Consider the following 21,936-nt stretch of genomic DNA (forward strand, 5'->3'; position numbering starts at 1 on the left):
ACCACAATTCTCGATGTGGCCCCATCTCGAACGACGGATAGCAACAGTTGTTTTCAATCACTGTATTTCAGCACCTGTATTTCTGTACTGGACATGCACACCGCCGATTCCACTCCGCCTCTTTACTTCCGAAGCCTTCCTAACGCGAGAAAGAGGTTCGATCACGGTGACTTTGACCATCGCGTTGATCACTAAAGCAAAGACTGCTGCATTAACGTCGTCCACGAATCATCCTCAGTTTGTGCTGCCGACGAGCGGACTCCAGTTGCGGTGCAAATAGTTCGATGCCTGCTCGTCCGACTGAGGAGACCGACGGATTGGGCGATTGTGCGTACTCTTTCATCTGCTCGAGATGACCGGCGATACGTTCGTGGCGTTCACCCCAGTGAGTGCCAAGTTCTATCAGGTTGGCGATCTGGCCGGGAGGAACTCCCCTCGGGACGAGAATGCGAGCCAGGTCATGGATTGGTATGGCCGGCCCAATGCTGTTGGCAGAGTGTAGAACGAACTCGGTGTCTACGACGTGCGTGTCAAGGAGGTGAGCTACCCATTTGCTGTCTCCACCGTTCAGTGCCCAGAACACCCTGCGCCGAGCTGCGTCGACAGGACACGCTTCTAGGATTCGAGTCTTGGCGTCGATGTCCAGCTTGTAACCGGAATGATCGAAAGCATCTAGGACGGTGAAAACATCGGCAGTGGACGACCTTCTCATCGCACCGATGAACACCTCCTCATAGACATGAGGAGCCCTGACGAGCAGCTTGTCGAAGAACTCGTGGTCTCCATGCAGATGGAATTGCATTGGCACTTCGAGTTGCGCGATCGCCGAAGCCCACAGCGGCTCCAGCTCTGGAGTTAGGAACTCGCCGTCATCGTCGCTGGTAGCCAGCAGGGCTGCTGCAGTGGCTGCCTGAACGTCCGGCCGGTCAGACATCAGCAATTTCTTGACCGCGCTTTCCGCGTGCTCGTTCCGGCGTACTACCAGTTCAAGCTCAGCGATGTCCTGCGGGGTAGCTCTTGGTTCGATGAGGTCGAAATAGCGATTGGCGTGTCGCTCTGACACCGCAGTGTTCATTAGAGTGCCGCGGACGGACGGTTCGTCAAGTAGCACGATGAAGAGGTCGTCTTCGAGTGCGTAATCATCGAGTGCACGACTGAGCACAGAGTGCGCTTCGCGTAGAAGGCCGTAGGTTCGTGCGGCCTCTAGCCACGACACTAACCGGACGTCAGAGCGAGCGATCGCCGCGAATACCGTGTACAAGCGGTTCGCGACACCCCAGTCGCTTCGGTCGAACTCGGGCTTGAGTAGTGCCAATCGCTCGCACAAGACTTCTGGGTCTTGGAGAAGGTATGGGGCGACGTGTATACGGGCTTGTTGGTCCGTGTGGCTGCGCCACTGCTCCCACTTAAAGCCGGATGGCCGTGCTTCGAATAGGAACGCGAGCAGTGGGTCCGTCTCGGGATAGTCCTTACCCAACGGCTCAGCAAGGGCGCGTACCTGAGCGCGAAGTCCGGGGTAGTCAGCGCTTGCGTCGACGACGTAATCCGCGATGGAGATCGCCACCACAGTTGCAATAGATGCCTCGTCCTCGGAGATTGGCTGGTTGGAGCGCGATTCGAGCCCGCGCGCGACACGTGACCACTCGCTGGCAAGGTCGACGAGTGTCTTGAGGTCAGAGCGCGTGAGGTTGCTCGGTTGGGCTGCGAACGGCTCCCACACTCGGTCCCGAAGCGTCGACATCGCGTCACTGGGCAATGTCGCACTGACCATTCGAGCTACATTGAGGTCTTCGGCGCTCATCCAACTCGCATCGAACGTCGGACGGAGCAACTGGCGTAGAGCGGATACCGCGACCGAGGTGCGCTCAGACAGCACTCCGCCGTCGTCTTCAATCCACCTCTGGATTCGCACCCACATCTCTGTCAGCAGACCCACCTGGATGGTGCCCTCCGGGCCGAATCCGCGCACCTTGTCGACGACACGAGTCCAGAAAGACTTGGGATCCTCACCCGCCTGGCGAATCTGCCTCGCGACGTCGGCGGCGACCTCCACGACCTCGAACACATACAGATGCGCTATCGCCGCGCCTACCGACCCGGCAACCCCGTCGAAGGCGGCCCTTTTGGTGCCAGCCGAATCCACGACACTCGCACGCCACTCTGCGACCCTCCGATCCACGACGTGTTTTGCTTCCGCCGGACCAAGGTGCAAGAACTGTTTTAGCAATGGGTCGCGCGCGCCAGCAACATCGACATCGTCAATTACGAGGTCAAAGAGTTTGCGCGCGGTCGGGTCTGCATCCGTTGCCCCCGCCACTGCGCACCGCACGACCGAATGGGCGATCTCGAGTCGTTTCTGGGACCATGTCTCGAAGAGTTCCTGGACTGAAATCACGGGCGTGGTGCCACCGAAGAAGTATTCCACCGCGATCGGGACGGCAAGTATCTCGGGGGCAACCCTGTAGGTGTTCTCGTACTCACCCCCTGAACCGAGTTGGTGGTCCACGTCCAGCAACCCTCCGACGGCGACTTCGTTGATTGCCTGTGTCAGCACCGCCCTTCCTTGTCCCAGTTGTCCGGCGAGTCCCGATATCTCCGAATCACGCAGTGTGCCAAGTAGAGCGATCAGCGCAAGTACGTCCCGGGCCGCGGTCCGTAGACCCGCCCGCCCCAAGTAGGTGAGGACACGGGTGTGAAGCGCGGTCCCTCTGTAGACACCCGGCAATCCACCGTCTGCGCGTGTCAGATCAGCGAGGTAGACAGCCCATCCCGGCCGACCCTGCGCCTGGTCCAAAATCTGCGCCAGTTCGATCTCGCCATCGACTCCACGGTCGCGAACGATCTTTGCGATATCAGATCGAATCAACGGTTCAACTTCGAACTCCACGCTATCGGGAAGCGACGCTCCCACCTCATCTCGTTCGTGAGGCCAGCAGACGCCGACAACCGTGAAGACAAGCTGCTCTTGTCTGCGAATGACGGTGAGTTGATCGAGGACAGCCAACCTCCGCCTGGCATCATCGACCACTATGCAGGACGGCTGCGTCTCTAGTATGTCTGCCATCAATTGCTCGTCGTCGGGTATGCCTTCGACGAAGTACAGACCGTCAATCTTGCTCAGCAGAGCGGACTTCCCCACTCCCGGCAGACCCCAGACGACAATGTCACTCGTCAACGATTGAAGCTGAGCCAGAACACCATCCCGTCCGACGAGGCTCGGCGCAGACGCGCCGAACGTGATCGACGCGGGTACTCGGGAAAGCGAGAATGGACCACCACGCAGGCCGAGTAGTTTCTTCCGCCACTCACCGTTTACGAGAAGTCGGTCAGCGAAGAAGCTCCGATCCACGATCGCCTGCACGCGGTATCCGGCGCCTTCCGCAAGTTCTTGAAGTTTGCGACGCTTCGACTCGTTGAGCTCCGCCAAACTGACGGATACCAGCGACTTCCCGGGAAGACCGTGCTCAGTGAGTGAATTCATCGCGGTCCGAAGGTTCGACCTAGCCCCATTCTCTGTTCGTGATGACGTGATTGCTATACGCACCGGATCATCACCAGGCGACTGGATTAGATCAGCGTCACGGCCAGAATCGGATCCCCCACGCACCGGTACCAGGTTCGAGTACATTGCACTCAACAGGCTTGTCGCACACTCTTCGAAGACCGTGGCGTTGATTCGCACAGACGTGTCTGCCAAAGACGCGGCGATACGCTCATATAAGTTCACAGACTCATCCTCATTCTCCGTCTCCACCGCCGTTCACCGCCCGCACTCCGCGCAGTCGACGGCGCACGCCAAATTTCTTAGCTTCGAACTATCTGCACGATGCAGTAGCTCAGGCCATCAACAGAACAAGCCAGGGACCCGCACTCCGCACAGTCGCATCACACAATAGCCGACGAATCCGATCGACCGCAACGAGGAAGCATCCGAAATACGTTGCACTGGTGCGCAACTGGCTGCGAAACAAGTGCGGAACGCAGACATGCGATGCAGGTGAACCTGCGCAGCGAAGTGCGTAACGGACATCTTCGCATTCGATCTGGTGAAGGTTCGCTCTTCGCGATGATCTGATTCGCGATGCGACGACTGCTGTCCATCATCGCCAGGTTCACCAGTAAGCCGCGATAATTCTCGCTCGCGACGGTCCAAGACTCGCCCTCCGGTGGTCGAGTCTCCTGAAACGGATCAGGTGCGACGCCTTCAGATGAAGCGTGTCGTATGCTCGGTTCGACCGCGCCAGCGTCTTCGGCACTCTGTCACCCGTAACTTCACCGAGTCATCATCGGCGGCATCACGCTCTTGCCCATCGCCCTTGCTTACGCAACATGGACGAGCCCGACTGAAATACCGCCCCCGCACCGAGAGTTTGGACAACAAGCCTGCGATTCTCGCGCAACGTGCCATGGCGCCGGAGTGCTCAGCGACCGTTCGGATCCACGGAGACGACTTAGCTTCCGAGCATCGACTGCGACAACAAGGTTCGGCACCATCAGCACATCATTACGCCTCAGGACTACTACGTTCATTCATTCATTCAAATGGTTACCTACCGGTAGTTTCCTGGGGCCGAAGCCGACGGCCTAGCGTCACAGAACCATAAACCTGCTGAATGGAGTGCCGCGGTAATGACCGTCGATCTGAGCAAGAGCCAAGGCAAGACAGTCGACCCGATCAACCCCTACGCCGTGATCGCTCTCGTTGCAGCGCTTCTGGGACTGTTCCCCGTCGCGATCGTGTTCGGGATTCTGGCGTTCTGGCGTCCCGCCGGGCGCGGACTGGCGATCGCCGCTGTCGTGCTCGGCGCGATCGAGGCCCTCGTGGTCGCGACCGTCGTTTACGGCTTCGGCACAGGTCTGACCGCCGACGACTCGACCAACGCGGCGGTTTATCAGGACTATTCTCTTCCCGCGACACCGGCTGAAGCGCCGCCCGCCTCGGTAGTCGTTCCTTCCCTGACAACTCCCCCGGCTGCAGAGACGACGATCGAGATGACCGAGGAACCTCCCCTCGCCCTCCCCGCCGTCGACGAATCCTGTGATCCCGCGGTCGACAACCACGCCACATCTTCGGACGGCACCTTCCTCAAGTGCGCCTACGCAGGACGAAGCACGGCACGGTGGGTGCGCTCGGCACCGATCATTGCCTACGCCGAGCAGGGTGAGTCGTGTGATCCATCGGCACCCGGAATTGCAGTCTCACCGGACGGCGTCGACATGGTGTGCGTATCCAACGGCGTCGTCGACGACGGGTATTGGGTCCCTGGACCGTAATCCCGCCCGACTCGGGACTTGGCACACTCGACCCGAGCAAAGTGCCCACGAATCTATCCCCGACCCTGCGTTCGGACTTTTCTTACTCTTTCGCTAGACGAACAACCATTCGGACCAATAGGTTTGAAAATCGTTGACTAGCCGTTGAACTGCGAAGGAACCGCCCCTGTGAACAAGCCCGCCCGCCTGCCAGCCTCAGCTCGTCCACAGCGTCGTATCTCTCGCCTAGCGGTCCTGGCAGCCGCCGTACTCGCCACTGTTCAGGTAGCAACTGCGAGCGCTGCGCCGGCATCGGCGTGGCACGTCTCCTCCACCATCGCTGTCGGCGACGTCCCGAACCAATTTGCCCTCAGCCCCGACGCCGCGCACTTGTACGTCACCGCAGGCGACGGGATCGACATCATCGACACCGCAACCAACACCGTCATTGCCGGCGCAGCAACCCCGACATCCGTTACGGGGATATCGGTCGCCCCCACAGGCGATATTTACGCCGTGAGCAACGTTGGCACCGTCTACGTCATCGACCCGCAGACAAACATGGTCATCGACGACATTGCCGTCGAGCCCAACTCGATCGGCATGACCGCCTCCGGCGACGGCGTCTACGTTGCCAGTCCCACATCCGGAACGATCTCGGTCATCGACACCGCAACCAACACCGTCGAATCGACAGTGCCCGTCGGAAAGAACCCAGTCCTGGCAACAGCACTCGATGACACCGTCTACGTCACGAACGCAGGATCCGGCACCGTCACTGCGATCGATTCCGCCACCGACACCGTTGTCGCGACGATCCCGACTGGAGGGATCCCAGTAGGAATCACTTCGGCTGCCGGGCGGGTGTTCGCGGTCGAAGGAACCAGCCAGTCCGTCGTCGTCATCGACACCTCGACCAACACCGTCATCGACACCATCGCGGTCGGCGGCGGCACCCTGACCGGAATCGCCGTTACCCCCGACGGATCGACGATTTTTGTGAACCAATCCGACACCGACACCACCGCGATCATCGACACCACCGATCCGGGCTCGCGTAAGACGGTCCCGGTCGGTGCACGACCCGGTGGCGCCATCGCCCTCCCCGACAACACCACCGCCTACGTCACGAACGGTGAAGCCGCCTCGGTCAGCGTGCTGACCACCGCCGCCCAGCCATGCACCGGAATAGCCTGCATCCCAACCGGATCCTTCGGCGGATAGCGGCACACAACAGAATCGTCGGGCATCGGCGGCGCACCTGCTCGTTGGCGTCGCAGTTGATCGGAGCGCCCCTCTCCTGTCTAGTCTGGCGGCGTCAGGCACACGCCGCACCGTAAACAAGGAATCGTCCTTGCCGCTCGCGTTTTGGCTCGGGGCCGCGAATGTCGACGCGAGGGGTCCGGCGAGAAACCTTCAATTTCACACCGTCAGTGCAGACACAGCGCTGGCTCAGCGAGACGGTCCATCAACGCTGCTGCCAACAGGGTGCACGTGCCTCAGCCACGAGTTTGTGATCGCGAGACGCCTAGGCAGTCCTCGGCACGCACCGCTGCCAGGTTGCGATCGCCTCCCCAACGCTCCGGGTTCTCCTATCGCATGGGCCGGCCGGCACATGCATCTTTCCAATCCGCGAGCCTCGGATTGAATGGCTCTTTGGCGTGCCCGGCGGAAGACACCGACGGCCAGCTTGTCCGGCAGATTCGTGAGAAGCCACTAGCGTTCAGGTGAGGCCACGTTTCCAAAATGATGAGTAAGTGATGGGTTGTGGGTCCATCACCGTCCTTTGGCTGCGCTGCGGACTATCACAATCTATGTCTACGCAGGTCAGAGCGGTAGGAGCCGAAGACTTGACTCCCAGTATTTGCGATTGGGAGTCAAGTCTCCGGAACGCCCTACGCCACTTACGGATCCGCAGGTCATAGAGTCGTCCGTTCCTGCGAAGCTTGCGGACGCCCAGACATACCGAGACTACAAAAAAGTGCCCCTGACCAGCGTAAACGCTGCTCAGGGGCACTTGACGTGCGCCATCAGGGACTCGAACCCCGGACCCGCTGATTAAGAGTCAGCTGCTCTAACCAACTGAGCTAATGGCGCCGATCCGCACCGCGTGTTCTCTGCGGTGCGGGAGAAACATTAACAGGAGAAACTGCCAGTTGTGAAATCGCCTGGTCAGAGGGCCTGTGTCAGCTGAAGATCTTGCGCACGACGAGTACGGCGACTACTGCACCGACACCGATGAGCGTGAACTTCACCGGCGGCTCGTTCAGCTTGGCAACGATGCTCTGCTTGGTGTTCTCCGCGATTCGCTTGGGGCTGGCCCGCACGCTGAGCTCGTCCAGGGTGCTGGCGAGCTGGTTCCGAGCTGCCTCGATCTCGCGCTCGATTCTGTCGGTGTCCCTGGCCACGTGTCCTCCAACTTGTTGCAAATCCTGGCTGTCACTGTCGAGCCTAAAGCACTGCGTGTCTCGGACCGGCTCGGTGGTTAGTCTCGTCTGGTGACCGACACCAAGAAGCTCGAGGCCGGCGACCCGGCGCCCGCGTTCACTCTGCCCGATGCAGACGGTAACGACGTCTCCCTCGCGGACTACGCGGGCAAGAAAGTCATCGTCTACTTCTACCCCGCTGCCAGTACGCCGGGCTGCACCAAGCAGGCCTGCGACTTCCGTGACAGCCTCACCGAACTCAACGGCGAAGGCCTCGAAGTCGTCGGCATCTCCCCGGACAAGCCCGCGAAGCTCGCCAAGTTCCGCGACAAGGAAGGCCTGAACTTCCCGCTGCTGTCCGACGAGGAGAAGACGACGCTGAAGGCATGGGGCGCCTTCGGCGAGAAGAAGAACTACGGCAAGGTCTACGAAGGCGTCATCCGCTCGACGTTCCTGGTCGACGAGGACGGCAAGATCGAAGTTGCTCAGTACAACGTTCGAGCCACCGGCCACGTCGCCAAGCTCCGCCGCGACCTATCGGTCTGACGCACCCAACTTCTGCAGGAACAGAGCCTCGGCCCCCGCGAGATTTTCGATCTCTCGGGGGTCGACGCTTTCGTTCGGCGCGTGGATTCTCGCCAGCGGCTCCTCCACGCCCATCAGAATGATCTCGGCCTTCGGAAACGTTTCTGCCAGAACGTTGCACAGCGGAATGGATCCGCCCTGCCCTGCTGCAGCCACCGGCATACCGAACGCCTCGGCCAACGCATCGCCCAGCGCTGCATACCCCGGACCGTCGGTCCTCGCCTCGAACGGCGATCCCACTGCCTCGGGTTCGACGGTGATCCGCGCGTTCCAAGGCACGTGAGCCTTCAGATGAGCCGTCAAGGCATCCTGCGCCTGCTGCGCATCGATTCCGGGCGGCACACGCAGATTCAGGCGGGCTGACGCCGTCGGCGAGATTGCCGCCGCCGACCCGACAACCGGCGGGCAATCGATTCCCAACACCGTGAGCGCCGGCCGAGCCCACACCGCGTCCGCGACTGTCGACGAGCCGGCCAGCTCGACACCGTCGAGCACCCCGGCGTCGGCGCGGAACCGATCTGCTTCGTAGGCGATGCCGTCCCACGTCTGGTCCGTCGTCAACCCGTCGACGACGGTGTTGCCGTGCGCGTCACGCAACGTGGACAGCAGTTGAACGAGGGCGGCCAAGGCGTCGGGCGCCGGTCCCCCGTACATCCCGGAATGGACTTCGCCCTCGAGCGTGTCGATACGCACGACGACGTTCGCGATCCCGCGGAGTGTCGTCGTCACCGTCGGTTGTCCGACGGCGGCGTTGCCGGTGTCCGCCACGACGATGATGTCCGACGCGAACAGCTCGGGCCGTTCGAGGACCAGATGCTCCAATCCCCCGGTCCCCATCTCCTCGGAACCCTCGGAGACGACGGTGATCCCGACGCCCAGTTCGTCGCCCAACGCCCGTAGCGCAAGCAGATGCATCACGACGTTGCCCTTGCAGTCCGCCGCACCGCGGCCGTACCAGCGGCCGTCACGCTCGGTCAGCTCGAAAGGCGCACTGGACCAGAGCTTGTCGTCACCGGGAGGCTGAACGTCGTAGTGCGAGTACAGCAGAACGGTCGGCGCACCTTCGGGAGCAGCGCGGTGCCCGACGACCGCGAGCGAGCCGTCGACGGTCTCGATCAGCTCCGCGGTCTCGAGCCCGGCGTCGACGAACGCGTCGCGCACCCACTCCGCCGCTCCGACGCATTCTTCGCGAGGAAACTGGCGCTCGTCGGCGACCGACCGAAACTTGACCAGCTCCGCGAGTTCGCGCCACGCGCGCGGCATGTCCGCAGCGATCCGTGCTCGTACATCCGACATCAGGACTCCTGACAGCTCGACCGATTCTCTCCGGTCATTCTGTCACCGCGGCCCGACACGTCAGTTGCCGGTGATCTCCTGCTGCAGCCACTCGGCGGTGTGCGCCCAGTGGCGATCCCATGCTTCCTGCTCGAGCTGCTCCTGAGACTTGCCGGGCTCGGGAACGATCGTCGGAACAGCGAACTCCGGCGGCGCGACCGTCGCCTTCGGCACCACGGCAGCTGCGGGCGGAATCGCTGCTGCGGGAATCGGAGTGAGCGCTTCGGCGGGCACTGCTGCGCCCGTCGTCGGATCGATCGTCCACTGCTGAGTCGTCGGATCCACCACGATCGGTTGCTGCGTGACCGGATCGATGACAACCGGCGACGGAGCGGGCACTGCGGGCGGCGCAGGCGGCGTCACCTCGACGGACTGCGTTGCGCCGACCAAGCTGGTGTCGAGGCCGTCGACCTCGGGAACCGTCGTTGTACTCGCCTCGTTGGCGACAGGCGCGTTCGCAGGCAGCGTCGACGCCAGCGCGACACCACCGGACAGCACACCGGCCAGAAGAGCGGCCGTCAGCACGAACTTCTTTCGCGGAATGGACCCCGTCGACGAGGACGCGGGTTCGATCCGCCGCACCGCGACGTTCGGAGCAACAGCCGACAGCAGCGGAGCCGGGGCAACGGTGGATCGAACGGCGACCCGCTCGGCCCGACCGGCGATATCGGCGGGTGCCTCGGCGACGTGCTCAGGCGTCTCCGACGCCTCGGAGTCGAGTGCGAGCGAGGCTTCGGGCTCCACGACCACCGGGAGCACCTCGTCGGCGTCCCCCGCGACAGCGAGGCTCGCGCCACACGCGGCGATCTGATCCGAGTCGCCGACGTGCACCACCGGGACTCCGAGGCCCAGGCTCAGAATGTCGACGAGATCCTTGTTCTCGGACCGATCACCGAACAGCGCGACGGCGTCGGGCTTACGGCCCGCCTCGTCGAGCACCTCCCATGCCAGCGGGACGGTGCTGCCGATGCGCTCGGGCGTCAGAGAATCGAGGGTTGCAGTCTTCGGCGTGGACAGGCTGGCGTCGGAGGCATCGGCCAGAGAGATCGACACACCCTTCGCACCGAGGTAGTAGAGGAGCACGCACTGGGCGGCGTCGAACTCCGACGACCGTGCAAGCCAACCGAGAAATGCGGTCGACGCCGACACGAGCTGGATTCCGTCGAGGTCGTTCTCATCGATCGCACGGGCGAACGCGTCACGTTCGTCGGCGGATCCGTAGACCAACCCCACTGCATCGACGTCGATCTGCCGTCGTGCGGCGACAGCCTTCATCGCCTCCACTGCGGTGGGCAGCGAGGTCGATGCACCGCCCTTCAGCGAGGTCACCTGGCTCGCTACAACCGCGTCCGCTTCGATATCGAAGAGGACAGCATTCATCGCACCTGACTCGACTGAAAGACCAATGGTCGCCACGTATGTTCTCCTGTGCCTTTGGGTGAGGCTCCCGACATGAGCGCCCCCGATACGCGATCGGCGACGCACACCCTGCACGAAAACGTAACTATGGATGTGAACCATACCCAACGATTGTTTTCTTGACCAGAAAACAACCTATTACCTAACACAAGCCGATTACAAGGGGGCATGTTGCGGTTGACAACCAGATCGCCGTCCAACGGTGTCCTTCGATACCTGCTACCGCGCGTTGTGGAGTTCAGGCACGTCAGGCCGCTAGCCTGGGTGGGTGGAGTCCTCTGCTAGCGCCCAAACCGCGAGACGTCTCGACGCTGCGCTCGAATCGAACGCACAGACGCAGGAGCTGATGCCACGTCGTCGCCCCACGCAGGAACGCAGTCAACGTAAGTTCGACGCCCTGCTGGCCGCATCCAGGGATCTCCTCAGCGACGTCGGATTCGAGTCCTTCACCTGCGAGGAAGTAGCGGCCCGGGCCGAACTGCCCATCGGCACGCTCTACCAGTTCTTCGCCAACAAGTACGTCATCGTCTGCGAGCTGAACCGGCAGGACCTCGTCGGCGTACAGCAGGAGCTCGCGGAATTCAACGGCGAAGTTCCCTCCCTCGACTGGCTCCGATTCCTCAACAAGTTCGTCGACCACATGGCCGGCATGTGGATGTCGGACCCGTCGCGACGCGAAGTCTGGCTGGCCATGCAATCGACACCGTCGACCCGCGCCACCGGCGTCATCCACGAACGCGAATTCGCCGACCAGGTCGCCAAGATGCTCGGACCACTGACCCCGCGCACTCCCCGAGCCAAACGCAACCTCATGGCCCAGGTTCTGGTGCACGTCGTCTACTCGATGCTCAACTTCTCCGTCCAGGACGGCCAGAGCCACGAGGACGCCGTCGCCGAACTCAAACAAATCATGACGGCCTACCTCCTCGTCGCCGAGAAACAATCCCGGCGCTCCGGCGCAGCCGCCGTCGACTGACCCCCTGTTTTCGGGACCGAACGTGACGTTCGGTCACTTGGAGTGACCGAACGGTTCATTCGGTCACCGTGAAGGGGGCCCAGACGCCGAAACGCCGGTCCATCGGAGATGGACCGGCGTCGGGCTGAGCTACTGACTCATTCCTCCAGGATTGCCACGGCGGCGGCGATGTCGCCGTCGTGGGTCAGGGAGAGGTGGATCTTCACCGTCGGCAGGAATTCGAGAGCCATGCCGTGCAGTTTGATCGAAGGTCGACCCCAGGCGTCGTTGACGACTTCGATCAAGGGGTAAGGATTGTCTCCGATCTGCGGAGGCCGAGCGAAGCGCGAGGTTGCCCAGGCCTTCAGTACGGCTTCCTTGGCGGCCCACCGTGCTGCGTAGTGGCGGGCCGGGTCGGAACTCTTCGTCGCCGCGTGCCGACGCTCACCCGCGGTGAAGCTGTCGCGGATCATCGTCGTGCCTGCCTTCTCCATCTGCTCGGCGAAGTCGGAGACGGTCACCAGGTCGAAACCTACTCCCAGGATTGCCATGTCTACTTGCACCCCGGCAGACCCGAGCGGTAGACGTCGTCGTCGCCGAGACGTGCGTCGTCGGTGAGCAGGACGTCGGCTTCGAGCTCGCGGGACTGGGCCGACGGTGTTCCATCGTGCCCGAGCCTGCGGTCATCGGGACGCTCGTACAGTGCGTCGCCTCCGACCATCGCGGAGATGAGCCTGCGCTGACCGGCGATACGACGCTCGTTGGATCGAGCGACGTACTCGTCGCGGCGCTCGGCCGGAACAGCCTCGATGAACGCCTGCGGGTGAACCACTGCGATCAGCCCGGACACGTGTCCGAAGCCGAGCGAGGTCAGCAGTCCGGCCTTCAGCGGCACCGAGTCACCGAAGCGAAGCGGTTCACGTGCCCAGACGAGGTGTTCGAACTTCGTCATCTTGTCGTCGACGCAGTCGAGGCTGCGGTTCGGCGGGATGACACCGTTCGCCAGGACCTGGCACAGACCGATCAGCTGGAACGCTGCAGCTCCACCCTTCGAGTGTCCGGTGAGGCTCTTCTGCGAGACGACGAACAGCGGCGCTCCGTCGCTGCGGCCGATGGCCTTGGCGAGGCGGGTGTGCAACTCCGCCTCGTTCGGGTCGTTGGCCGCTGTCGAGGTGTCGTGCTTGGAGATCACGGCGACCTCGTCGGCAGTGACGCCGAGTGCGTTCAGAGACAACGCGAACGTCGAATCCTTGCCGCCGCGACCGGCACTGAGCGCACCGAGTCCCGGAGCCGGGATGGAGGTGTGCACACCGTCGCCGAACGACTGTGCGTACGCGACCACACCGAGGACGGGCAAGCCCATCTCGAGCGCCAGGTCACCGCGGGCCAGCAGGATGGTTCCGCCGCCCTGCGACTCGACGAATCCGCCGCGCCTGCGGTCGTTGGCCCGCGAGAACCGTCGATCGCTGATTCCCTTGGCCGACATCGCTGCCGAGTCCGCGGTGGCCGACATGTCGCCGAAGCCGATGATGCCTTCGGTGCTCAGGTCGTCGAAGCCGCCGGCCACGACGAGCTGCGCCTTGCCCAGCTTGATCTTGTCGACGCCTTCCTCGACGGAGACCGCCGCGGTGGCGCAGGCTGCGACGGGGTGAACCATCGCACCGTAGCTACCGACGTACGACTGAACCACGTGCGCCGCAACGACGTTCGGCAGTGCTTCCTGCAGGATGTCGTTCGCACGAGCGTCGCCGAGCAGCGTGTCGATGTACAGCGAGCGCATCGACTCCATGCCGCCCATACCGGTGCCCTGGGTGTTGGCGACCAGCGTCGGGTGGGTCCACCGCATCAGTTCCGACGGGTTGAAGCCCGAGGAGATGAACGCGTCGACCGTGCAAACGATGTTCCACAGGGCGACTCGATCGATCGAGCTGGCCATGTCGGCGGAGATTCCCCACTTGGTGGGATCGAATCCGGTCGGAATCTGTCCACCCACGGTGCGGGTGAGCTTCATCTTCCGCGGAACACGAATCTCGGTGCCGGCCTTGCGCGTCACCTGCCAATCGCTCGAGTCGGCGACGGGCGTGATCAGCGTGTGCTCCGGATCGGCAGCGGCGAACGACCGCGCGTCGAGCTCGGTTCCGACGACGAACGTGAGGTCGTTGTCGAGGAAGATCGACGTCATCAGCGGTGCGGTGTTACCGACCATCGCGCCGTCGTCACCGTAGGTACGGATACCGCACTTCTCGACGACGGTGTCGTGGTACTTGTCGGCGATGTCCTCCTCGGGGACGAAATCTCCGGACTCGATGTCGTACCAGCCGGGTTTGGGGTCGTTCTCCCAGGCGATGAGGCCGGTGTTCCACGCGAGTTCGAGAACGCCTGCCGCGGAGAGCTGCTCGTCGACCTCCATCTCGAAGCGGGTGCGGGCCGAGCCGTACGGTCCGAGCTCACCGGCGCCGACGATGACGACCAGGTCCTTCGGGTCGACGTCGAGCGCGGGCCATGCCGGAGCAGTCGTCGCGGCGAGACGCGGCGGTGCGGGCAGTGCGGCGATGACCGAGCTGTCGGCTTCCTCCGTGACCTTGTCCGACGCAGCGGCTGCCGCCTCACGAGCGAGCTCGACGAGGTTGAGCTTGGTGTTGGCCAACCCACCGGTGAGGTCCGCGAGCAGCGGAGCCTCCGCGGCCCGACGACGTGCCGACGGCTCGCTGAGCTTCAGCAGCTCGGTGGCCATCTCGTCGGTCGACCAGGTACGGACGCCTTCGGCCTCGACGGCTTCGACGATCGGGTCGTTTCCGCCCATGAGGCCGGTTCCACGAACCCACCCGATATGAGCGTGGGCGATGGACACGCGCTCGGCCCAGTTCTTCTCCGAACCCCACTTCGCCGCGATGGCGTCGAGTGCGGCCTTCGACTCGCCGTACGCGCCGTCGCCACCGAACATTCCGCGGTTCGGGGAACCGGGCAGCACGACGTGCAGGTGAGTGTCGATGTCGCTGTCGTAGCCGATCTTCGACAGTCCACCGATGAGACGCTCGACCGACCACAGGAGCACACGCATCTCCATCTCGGCGCGGCCACCGGCGTCAGTGAGTTCCCCGACGACGCGTGGTGCGGCGAACGGGAACAGCAGCGTCGGCGTGATGCCTGCCTTGACCAGTGTCTTCGCTCCACCGGCGTTGTCGACCTGATCGCTGCCGATCCACTCGATGAGCGCGTCGACGTCGGTGTACGACGCGATGTTCGCGGGCACGACCCACAGCGTCGCTCCGGCGCGAGCATTGTCGCGGTAGAGGGCGCGGTAGAAGCCGAGGCGCTCGTCGTCCAGACGTGAGGTGGTGACGAAGACCGTCGCTCCCCCGCCGAGCAGCTTGGCTGCAACGGACGCCGCGATGGATCCCTTGCTGCCTCCGGTGATCACGGCGACCTCGTCGGACCAGACGCCCTTCTCCTCGGAGTCGAGCGCGATCGTCGCGATACGGCCGTAGGTCTCGGCGAGAACAGCCTTCGCTTCGTTCTCCGCCTTGGCCTTCCACCACTGTGCCTGTGCAGCAACAGCTTTTCCTGCACCGGCGAAGGACTCCACGGCAAGCTCGCCTGCAGTACCGAGCCACAGACGGGCCAGGTCCTCACGGGCGGTTGCCCAACGGTCGTCGATCAGCACCGCTCGGCGAGCGTCGAATGCCGGTGCGACGAGTCGCGGCCATTCCGAACCGAGCTCTGCGGCAACCAGATCCACCAGAGCGGCGTCCGGGTTCTCCTCCGCGAGCGCGTTCGGTGCATCGGCGAGACCGAGCTGTTCGAGTACGAGGCGGGCTGCCGAGGCAAGCACACCGTCGCGTCCGGTGATGTGCTCGGTGAACTCGCCCAGTGCTGCTGCGTCGACGGTTCCGCCGCCTCCGCCGCCTGCGGCAGGCAGTGACACCGCGACACCGCGACGTGCCGCCACCGAAGCGACTGCGGCGTCGATGACCGCGTCGACGGCACCGCCGTCGGCGAGAGGTCCGTCGGCGAGTCCGCCCAGCGCACCGCCGCGAACCGAAGCGCCGTCACGGGTGCCGAGGGCGACCTCGGCGGTGACGTGGTTGGCCCAACCGTCGCCCAGTTCCCAGGTCTTCTTGACGCGGTCCGCGATGGACGCAGGGCGTCGTCCCGAGGGACCGAAGACCTTGCGCAGGTGGTCGTTGATCGAGTCGCTCAGCACGGGGCCGAACGGCTTGTAGGTGCGGGCCAGCTTGTTGACGGTGCCGGAGAGCGCACCCATGTCGGCATCGGCGGCACCGTCGATGGCACCGAGCGACAGCTCCGAACCGAGGTCGACCAGCAGCTGGTTACGACGCGAGGAGACGCCGTCGCACAGTGCCTCGATGGTGTCGGCGGGGCCGATCTGATCGAGCTGCAGCTTGGTCCACAGACCGATGAGGATCTTGGTGGCATCCGCTGCACTGAAACCGATGTCGTCGGGACGCGGGCCACCGGACGGCGCCGCAGCGGGTGCGGCGGCCGGAGCTGCGGCTGCCGCAGTCGGAGCAGCAGGCGCAGCCGTCTCGGCAGGTGCCTCCTCTTCCTCCACCGGAGCGGGGTCGGTGTCCGTGCCGTAGACGATTGCAGCTTCGCGCTCGACATTGAGGACCTCGACGGGGAATCCGAAGCGGCCCGGCAACTTCAGCGTCTGCGACGCGAGGTTGGCGACGGTCGGTGTTGCGCTGAGCCCGATCTCGACGAAACGCTCGACGCCCAGTCCGCCGTCGGCCTCGTCGGCGAACAGCAGATCCTGCGTCTCGATCCAGCGAACGGGGCTGGCGAACTGCCACGCGAGCAGCTCGGTGAGCACGACGCGGCACAGATCGTGCGAACGCTCGGCCCAGGAATCGAAGTCCGCGAGGACGTCGTTCAACGGCTCGGACGGTACGAGGTCCGCGATCTCCTGGATGAACGAGCGTTCGAGGCTGAACGGCCTCGGCACCAGGTTCGGCACGTAGCGGCCGATCAGGATCTCCGGGTCGAGATCCTCGGGCAGCAACGCCTGCAGGCGGTTACGGAAGTCGTCGACTCCCCCGCGCAGAACCGTCGAGTGGAACGGCACGTCGATGCCGGGAACCATGATGTAGGCGGCCTTGCCACCGAATTCCTCACGGCGCACGGCGATCTTCTTCTCCAGCGCGTTCAATCCGTCGACCGTGCCGGCGATCGCGTACTGCGAGCCGCGCAGGTTGAGGTTGACGATCTGGAGGAATTCGCCTGTCTCCTCGGCCACACCGGCCACGAACGCCTGAACGTCGTCGTCGGCCAGACCGATCTGCGACGGACGGATGGCGGCCATGCGGTAGTTGCTTCGTCCCGCCGCATCGCGGGGAACGAGTGCATGCATGGCGGAGCCGCGCTGGAAGACGACCTCGAGGACGGCTTCGAGCGGGAGAACGCCGGCGACGGCGGCGAGTGCGTTGTACTCACCGACCGAGTGCCCGGCGAGGATCGAGTTCTCCACGAACACACCGGCTTCACGAAGTTCGGCAACCTGTGCGACACCGAGGACCGCCATGGCGACCTGGGTGAACTGCGTCAGGTGCAGGACACCGTCGGGGTGCTTGTGCGTGACGCCGCGGGCCTTGAGAGACGTCGGGTTGTCCCGCACCACAGCGAGAATCGAGAATCCGAGTGCCTGACGGGTGTGCTTGTCGGCACGCTCCCAGACCTCACGTGCGGCCTTGGACCGAGCGCGAGCGTCGAGACCCATGCCCTGACGCTGGATGCCCTGGCCGGGGAACGCGTAGACCGTCTTCGGTGCTGCCGTACGAGCGGTCGCGACCATGACGAGTTCACCGTCGACGCGGCAACCCACCTCGATGAGCTCGGCGCCCTGGTCGAATCCGGTGCGGTCGACGCGCACGTCGATCTCGGCGCCGGGGCGCACCATTCCGAGGAACCGTGCAGTCCATGCAGTCAAGCGACGCGGCGGGGTCTTGGTGTCCGCGTAGTCGATCGCGGTGACAGCTTGCTGGGCGGCAGCGGAGAGCCACATGCCGTGCACGATCGGGCTGCCGAGGCCGGCGAGAAGTGCCGCCGGGTCGGAGGTGTGAATCGGATTGTGATCGCCCGAAACCTGAGCGAACGCAGCCATGTTGCGCGGTGCGACGATCGTGGCCTGACGACGACGGCGACGCGGAGTGTCCTTGGCGTCGGCCGAGACCGAACCGCCGGCACGGGCCGGGTCGGACAGCTCGCCCTTGCCGGTGCGCCCGCGAATCGCGAAGCGCTCCACCAGAGTCGCGACGGCCGGTGCTTCGGTGCCTTCACCGAGTGCAGCGCCGATCTCGACGGTGACCTCGACGACGCGGCCGAGGTCGGTGTCGAGCACCTCTCCGGCTTCGGCCTTGACGACGAGGATCGACGGGTCGGTGGGGAGCGTTCCGACGAGATCGACCGAGTGGTCGAGGTGGACCAGGTCGAGCATTCCCTCGATCACGTCTATTCCAGACGCGGTGCGCGTGGCACCGAGAACGGCGAAGACAGCAGGCCAGCATGCGCCGACGAGCACGTCGGGAACAGCCTTGCCGCTGACGGTCAGCGACTCGGGCAGGCCCGAACCGGTGACGCCTGCGTGGTCGGCGACCATGTCGGGGATCCAGGCGAGGCTGATACGCGCGGCACCGCCCTTGACCTTCGGGAGTTCCTGTCCTGCTGCAACTCCGAGAAGCGCGGACATCGCCTTCTGTGCATCCTCGGCGGTGACGACGGGTGCGCCTCCGTCGATGGTCGATGCGGGAACCGTCAGGCGGATCCGAACCTCTTTGCCGGGAGCGAGCGGAACCGTCAGCTCGACGTGCTCCGAATCCACGACGGTGAGGCTCGCGCCGGTCTGAGGATGCGTGGCGACGGACTCGGAATCGACGACCCACTCGGCGACGTCACCGAGACGTGCGACGGGGTTCTGCGTGGTCCGCGACGCCCAGTTGACGTCCGGTGCTGCGAGAACGATGCCGAGAAGGCCGGGGGCGACGTCGGAGTTGCGACGGCTCGACACGGACTCGGCCTCGACACCGTCGGCGAGGAGTTCGTCGGCGGTCGCCTTCTCGAAGCGATCGAGAAGTTCTCCGACAGGCTCGTCGACGCGAGTGATGCCTGCGACGGCGACCGTGCCGGGAATGATGCAGACCTGGTCGGCGGAGTAGCGAGCATCGTGTGCCTGCCACAGCGAGTCACTGCGCCACCAGCGTCGAACGTCACCGTCGACGACGGGAACGAAGTTGACCGGCTTGCCGGGCATCCGGCACAGCGCGGTGAAGAACGTGATGTCGGCGGGGTGCAGTACCACCTCGGACGCGTCGGGGAACTGCGCGACGAGCGAGCGAATCGCGGCCCGCGGGCGTTCGAGGGTGTCGACGTCGGCGAACAGCGTCGGGATGGGGCCGCGATCGACCGGGTGCAGACGAGCTTCGGCGCGCTGCAACATCTCGAGGAAGCGAGTACGCCAGGTGACGTCGAGCCACACGGATTCGCGTGCCTCGGAGACTGCGTCGGTGAACTCACCGCCGCAGTCGAACTCCTTGTGGACGTCCGCACCGACAGCCAAGTCCAGGTAACGGGTCAGCCACTGCAGGTACGTCATGTCCGCGACGTCACCGAAGTACGGCTTCGCGGTGCCGTCGAGTGCGGCGATGATCTCGTCGCGACGCTTCGCAACGGCGTCGGCGTCTCCGGCGACGTCGTCGAGCAGACGGCCGCAGCGCGAGGCCGCGTTGTCGATCTCGTGGATGTCCGCACCGAGCTGGCTTCGACCCGAGGCCATTCCGCCGCCGGCGGTACCTGCACCGACCCAGTCGGGAGTGCCGGGGGTGTCGGCGAGAAGCTGCTTGACGTCGGCCGACGTCGTGGCTTCGAGTGTTGCCATCGCGGCGGTTCCGACGAGGATGCCGTCGAGCGGCATCTTGGGGTATCCGGCTGCGAGCGACCAACGGCCGGTGAGGTATTCGGCTGCCTTCTCGGGGGTGCCGATGCCGCCGCCGACGCAGATGACGAGGTTCGGCCGTGCGCGGAGCTCGGCGTAGGTGGAGAGGAGAAGATCGTCGAGGTCTTCCCACGAGTGGTGGCCACCTGCGCGGCCGCCCTCGATGTGGGCGATGACCGGGAACGTCGGAACTTCACTGGCGATGCGGATGACCGCGCGGATCTGCGCGACGGTTCCCGGCTTGAACGCGACGTAACTGAAGCCGGCCTCGACCAGATCCTCGATGATCGTGACGGCTTCGTCGAGCTCCGGAATACCTGCGGTGACGACGACACCGTCGAACGCGGCGCCTGCTGCACGTGCACGCGGGACGAGACGCTTGCCGCCCACGTGGAGCTTCCACAGGTACGGATCGAGGAACATCGAGTTGAACTGCACGGCGCGGCCCGGTTCGAGCAGCCCACCGAGCCTGTCGACGTGATCGGCGAAGATCTGTTCGGTGACCTGACCGCCGCCGGCGAGCTCGGCCCAGTGACCTGCGTTGGCGGCAGCGGCGACGATCGCGGGATCCACCGTCGTCGGCGTCATGCCGGCGAGCAGCATCGGCGAGCGACCGGTGAGCTTGGTGAACGAGGTCTCGACGACGACGCGACCGTTCGGCAGCGTGATCGGCTTCGGCGCGAACTCGGACCAGGACGGCTGCACCTCGGGTGCTGCGCCCGGAGTCAACAGGTTGCGATGCCCACCGCGAGTGGAGGCGGCGATGATCCCGACGCCCTGGCCACGCAGAGCGGGCACGGTCATACGGGTGAGGATGTCGCTCGGTCCGAGGTCCAGGATCCAGTCGGCACCGGCGGCGATGACGCTGTCGATTTCCGCGACCCAGTCGACGGGATCGACGAGGATCCGCTGGGCCAGGCTGCGTGCCACGTCGACGTCCAGGCCGGCGCGAGCCGCCCACGACGCGACGAGATCGACTGCATCGGCCAGTGCGGGGTGATGGAACCCGACCTCGACCGACAGGAGTTCGAAGACCGGCGAGAACACAGCGCCGCCGCGCTTCTTCGCGTCGCGCTCACGCTCTTCCTGCGCGGCGATCTGCTCGGCGCGTTCCTGAACGCGCGCGAGCTGCGCGGGAGGACCTGCCAGCACGACGCGCCGGCGGCCGTTGCGGATGGCCAGCACTGCCGAACGCTCGGGTGCACCGTCGACGGCGAGTTCGTCGACGATCGCGTGAAGACGCTCGGGTTCGACATTGGACACGGACACCATCGGTGCACGGTCGGCAGCGCCGAGGATGCCGCGACGACGTCCGACGAGGCCTGCTGCGGCGCCGATGAGCTGCGCGACGGCCAGAAGCCGTGCATCCTCGCGGCCGGCGGACTTGACCGACTCCGCGGCGATGAGGCCCTGCGAGTGACCGACGACGGCCACCGGTGCAGCGTCCTCCGGGTCCAGTCCCTGCAGCTTCAGTGCACGGAGCGCAGCGACCTGCGTGAGAAAGACACCGGGCAGGGACACCGCGGCGGACGTGAGCGCGGCCTCGGACGGACCGAAGGAGCCTGCGCTCGAGGGGTCGTCGGCGAGGTCCTGCTCCAACATCCAGCCGATCGGGTCGAAACCGACCGAACGCACGACGAGGAGGTCGTCGGCGACCGGCGCCAGGATGGCCGCTGCTTCGTTGACCAGATCGGTCAGCTCGGGCTCGAGCGCCGAGTCACGAGCGAGTTCCTCGAGGGAACTGAGCCACGGCGATCCCTGACCGCCGAACGCGAGAGCGTAAGGCTCACCGGCCGCAAAACGGTCTGCGAGGGTACGAGAACCGCCACCGCTCTGGGGAGATCTGCCCTTGCCCTGTCCGTGTGATGGTGTGCTCTCGTTGATCGTCAAGTGCTCTGATTCCTCTCGTGAGCAACTCCGGGGGGCCAGGGCTGCTTCGTCGTTGGCATTCGTCGTCGGTGCCGTAGGAGCGGAATCGAGGAGCGCATCCGTCGTTGGCTTTCGACGTGGCTCTA

General features: G+C 64.5%; 11 protein-coding genes and 1 tRNA gene. 4 read left to right on the forward strand and 8 right to left on the reverse strand.

The annotated features are described in order from the left end of the window. Nucleotides 1–57 precede the first annotated feature (57 nt). Both CH290_RS30290 and CH290_RS15585 read right to left on the reverse strand, forming a co-directional pair. The gene (locus CH290_RS30290; RefSeq protein WP_155295547.1) at nucleotides 58–225 is read right to left on the reverse strand and encodes a hypothetical protein; all 168 of its coding nucleotides are present in this window, start codon (nucleotides 223–225) and stop codon (nucleotides 58–60) included. Beyond that, nucleotides 212–3,754 carry a hypothetical protein gene (locus CH290_RS15585; protein ID WP_141216205.1) on the reverse strand — a complete coding sequence of 1,181 codons (3,543 nt, stop codon included), beginning with the start codon at nucleotides 3,752–3,754 and terminating at the stop codon, nucleotides 212–214. The genes CH290_RS30290 and CH290_RS15585 overlap by 14 nt, the downstream gene beginning before the upstream one ends. Nucleotides 3,755–4,629: 875 nt before the next feature. On the opposite strand from CH290_RS15585, the gene CH290_RS30540 reads away from it, so the two are divergent. Then, on the forward strand, nucleotides 4,630–5,274 hold the full coding sequence (locus CH290_RS30540; protein ID WP_052083250.1) for a DUF4190 domain-containing protein: 645 nt from the start codon (nucleotides 4,630–4,632) through the stop codon (nucleotides 5,272–5,274). Between the two features lie 168 nt (nucleotides 5,275–5,442). After that, nucleotides 5,443–6,477 carry a DUF5074 domain-containing protein gene (locus tag CH290_RS15595; protein ID WP_052083248.1) on the forward strand — a complete coding sequence of 345 codons (1,035 nt, stop codon included), beginning with the start codon at nucleotides 5,443–5,445 and terminating at the stop codon, nucleotides 6,475–6,477. A gap of 799 nt (nucleotides 6,478–7,276) precedes the next feature. Here the strand turns inward: CH290_RS15595 and CH290_RS15600 are convergent. Then, nucleotides 7,277–7,350: transfer RNA gene (locus tag CH290_RS15600), tRNA-Lys, on the reverse strand. Nucleotides 7,351–7,439: 89 nt separating this feature from the next. Further along, nucleotides 7,440–7,661 carry a DUF3618 domain-containing protein gene (locus CH290_RS15605; RefSeq protein WP_020113319.1) on the reverse strand — a complete coding sequence of 74 codons (222 nt, stop codon included), beginning with the start codon at nucleotides 7,659–7,661 and terminating at the stop codon, nucleotides 7,440–7,442. Between the two features lie 90 nt (nucleotides 7,662–7,751). On the opposite strand from CH290_RS15605, the gene bcp reads away from it, so the two are divergent. Next, nucleotides 7,752–8,225, forward strand: coding sequence for a thioredoxin-dependent thiol peroxidase (bcp, locus tag CH290_RS15610; protein ID WP_033190384.1), 474 nt, complete (start codon nucleotides 7,752–7,754; stop codon nucleotides 8,223–8,225). On the opposite strand, the gene CH290_RS15615 is transcribed toward bcp, so the two are convergent. Further along, complete coding sequence (locus tag CH290_RS15615; protein WP_033190383.1) at nucleotides 8,214–9,560, reverse strand: dipeptidase; 1,347 nt, start codon at nucleotides 9,558–9,560, stop codon at nucleotides 8,214–8,216. The two genes, bcp and CH290_RS15615, sit on opposite strands and share 12 nt — an antisense overlap. Nucleotides 9,561–9,620: 60 nt before the next feature. Further along, nucleotides 9,621–10,979: a hypothetical protein gene (locus tag CH290_RS15620; RefSeq protein WP_033190382.1), complete on the reverse strand. Its 1,359-nt coding sequence runs from the start codon at nucleotides 10,977–10,979 to the stop codon at nucleotides 9,621–9,623. Nucleotides 10,980–11,364: 385 nt separating this feature from the next. Here CH290_RS15620 and CH290_RS15625 point away from each other — a divergent pair, with 385 nt between their 5' ends. Next, the gene (locus tag CH290_RS15625; protein ID WP_019664956.1) at nucleotides 11,365–11,994 is read left to right on the forward strand and encodes a TetR/AcrR family transcriptional regulator; all 630 of its coding nucleotides are present in this window, start codon (nucleotides 11,365–11,367) and stop codon (nucleotides 11,992–11,994) included. Between the two features lie 137 nt (nucleotides 11,995–12,131). Here the strand turns inward: CH290_RS15625 and acpS are convergent, their stop codons facing one another. Beyond that, nucleotides 12,132–12,524 (reverse strand): holo-ACP synthase AcpS, encoded by a 393-nt coding sequence (gene acpS / locus CH290_RS15630; RefSeq protein WP_019664957.1) that lies wholly within the window; start codon nucleotides 12,522–12,524, stop codon nucleotides 12,132–12,134. A 2-nt stretch (nucleotides 12,525–12,526) separates the two neighbouring features. Further along, complete coding sequence (locus CH290_RS15635) at nucleotides 12,527–21,811, reverse strand: type I polyketide synthase (RefSeq protein ID WP_094739412.1); 9,285 nt, start codon at nucleotides 21,809–21,811, stop codon at nucleotides 12,527–12,529. Nucleotides 21,812–21,936 lie beyond the last annotated feature (125 nt).

The sequence above is a fragment of the Rhodococcus sp. 06-156-4 genome, from assembly GCF_002259345.1.
Classification (GTDB): domain Bacteria; phylum Actinomycetota; class Actinomycetes; order Mycobacteriales; family Mycobacteriaceae; genus Rhodococcoides; species Rhodococcoides fascians_E.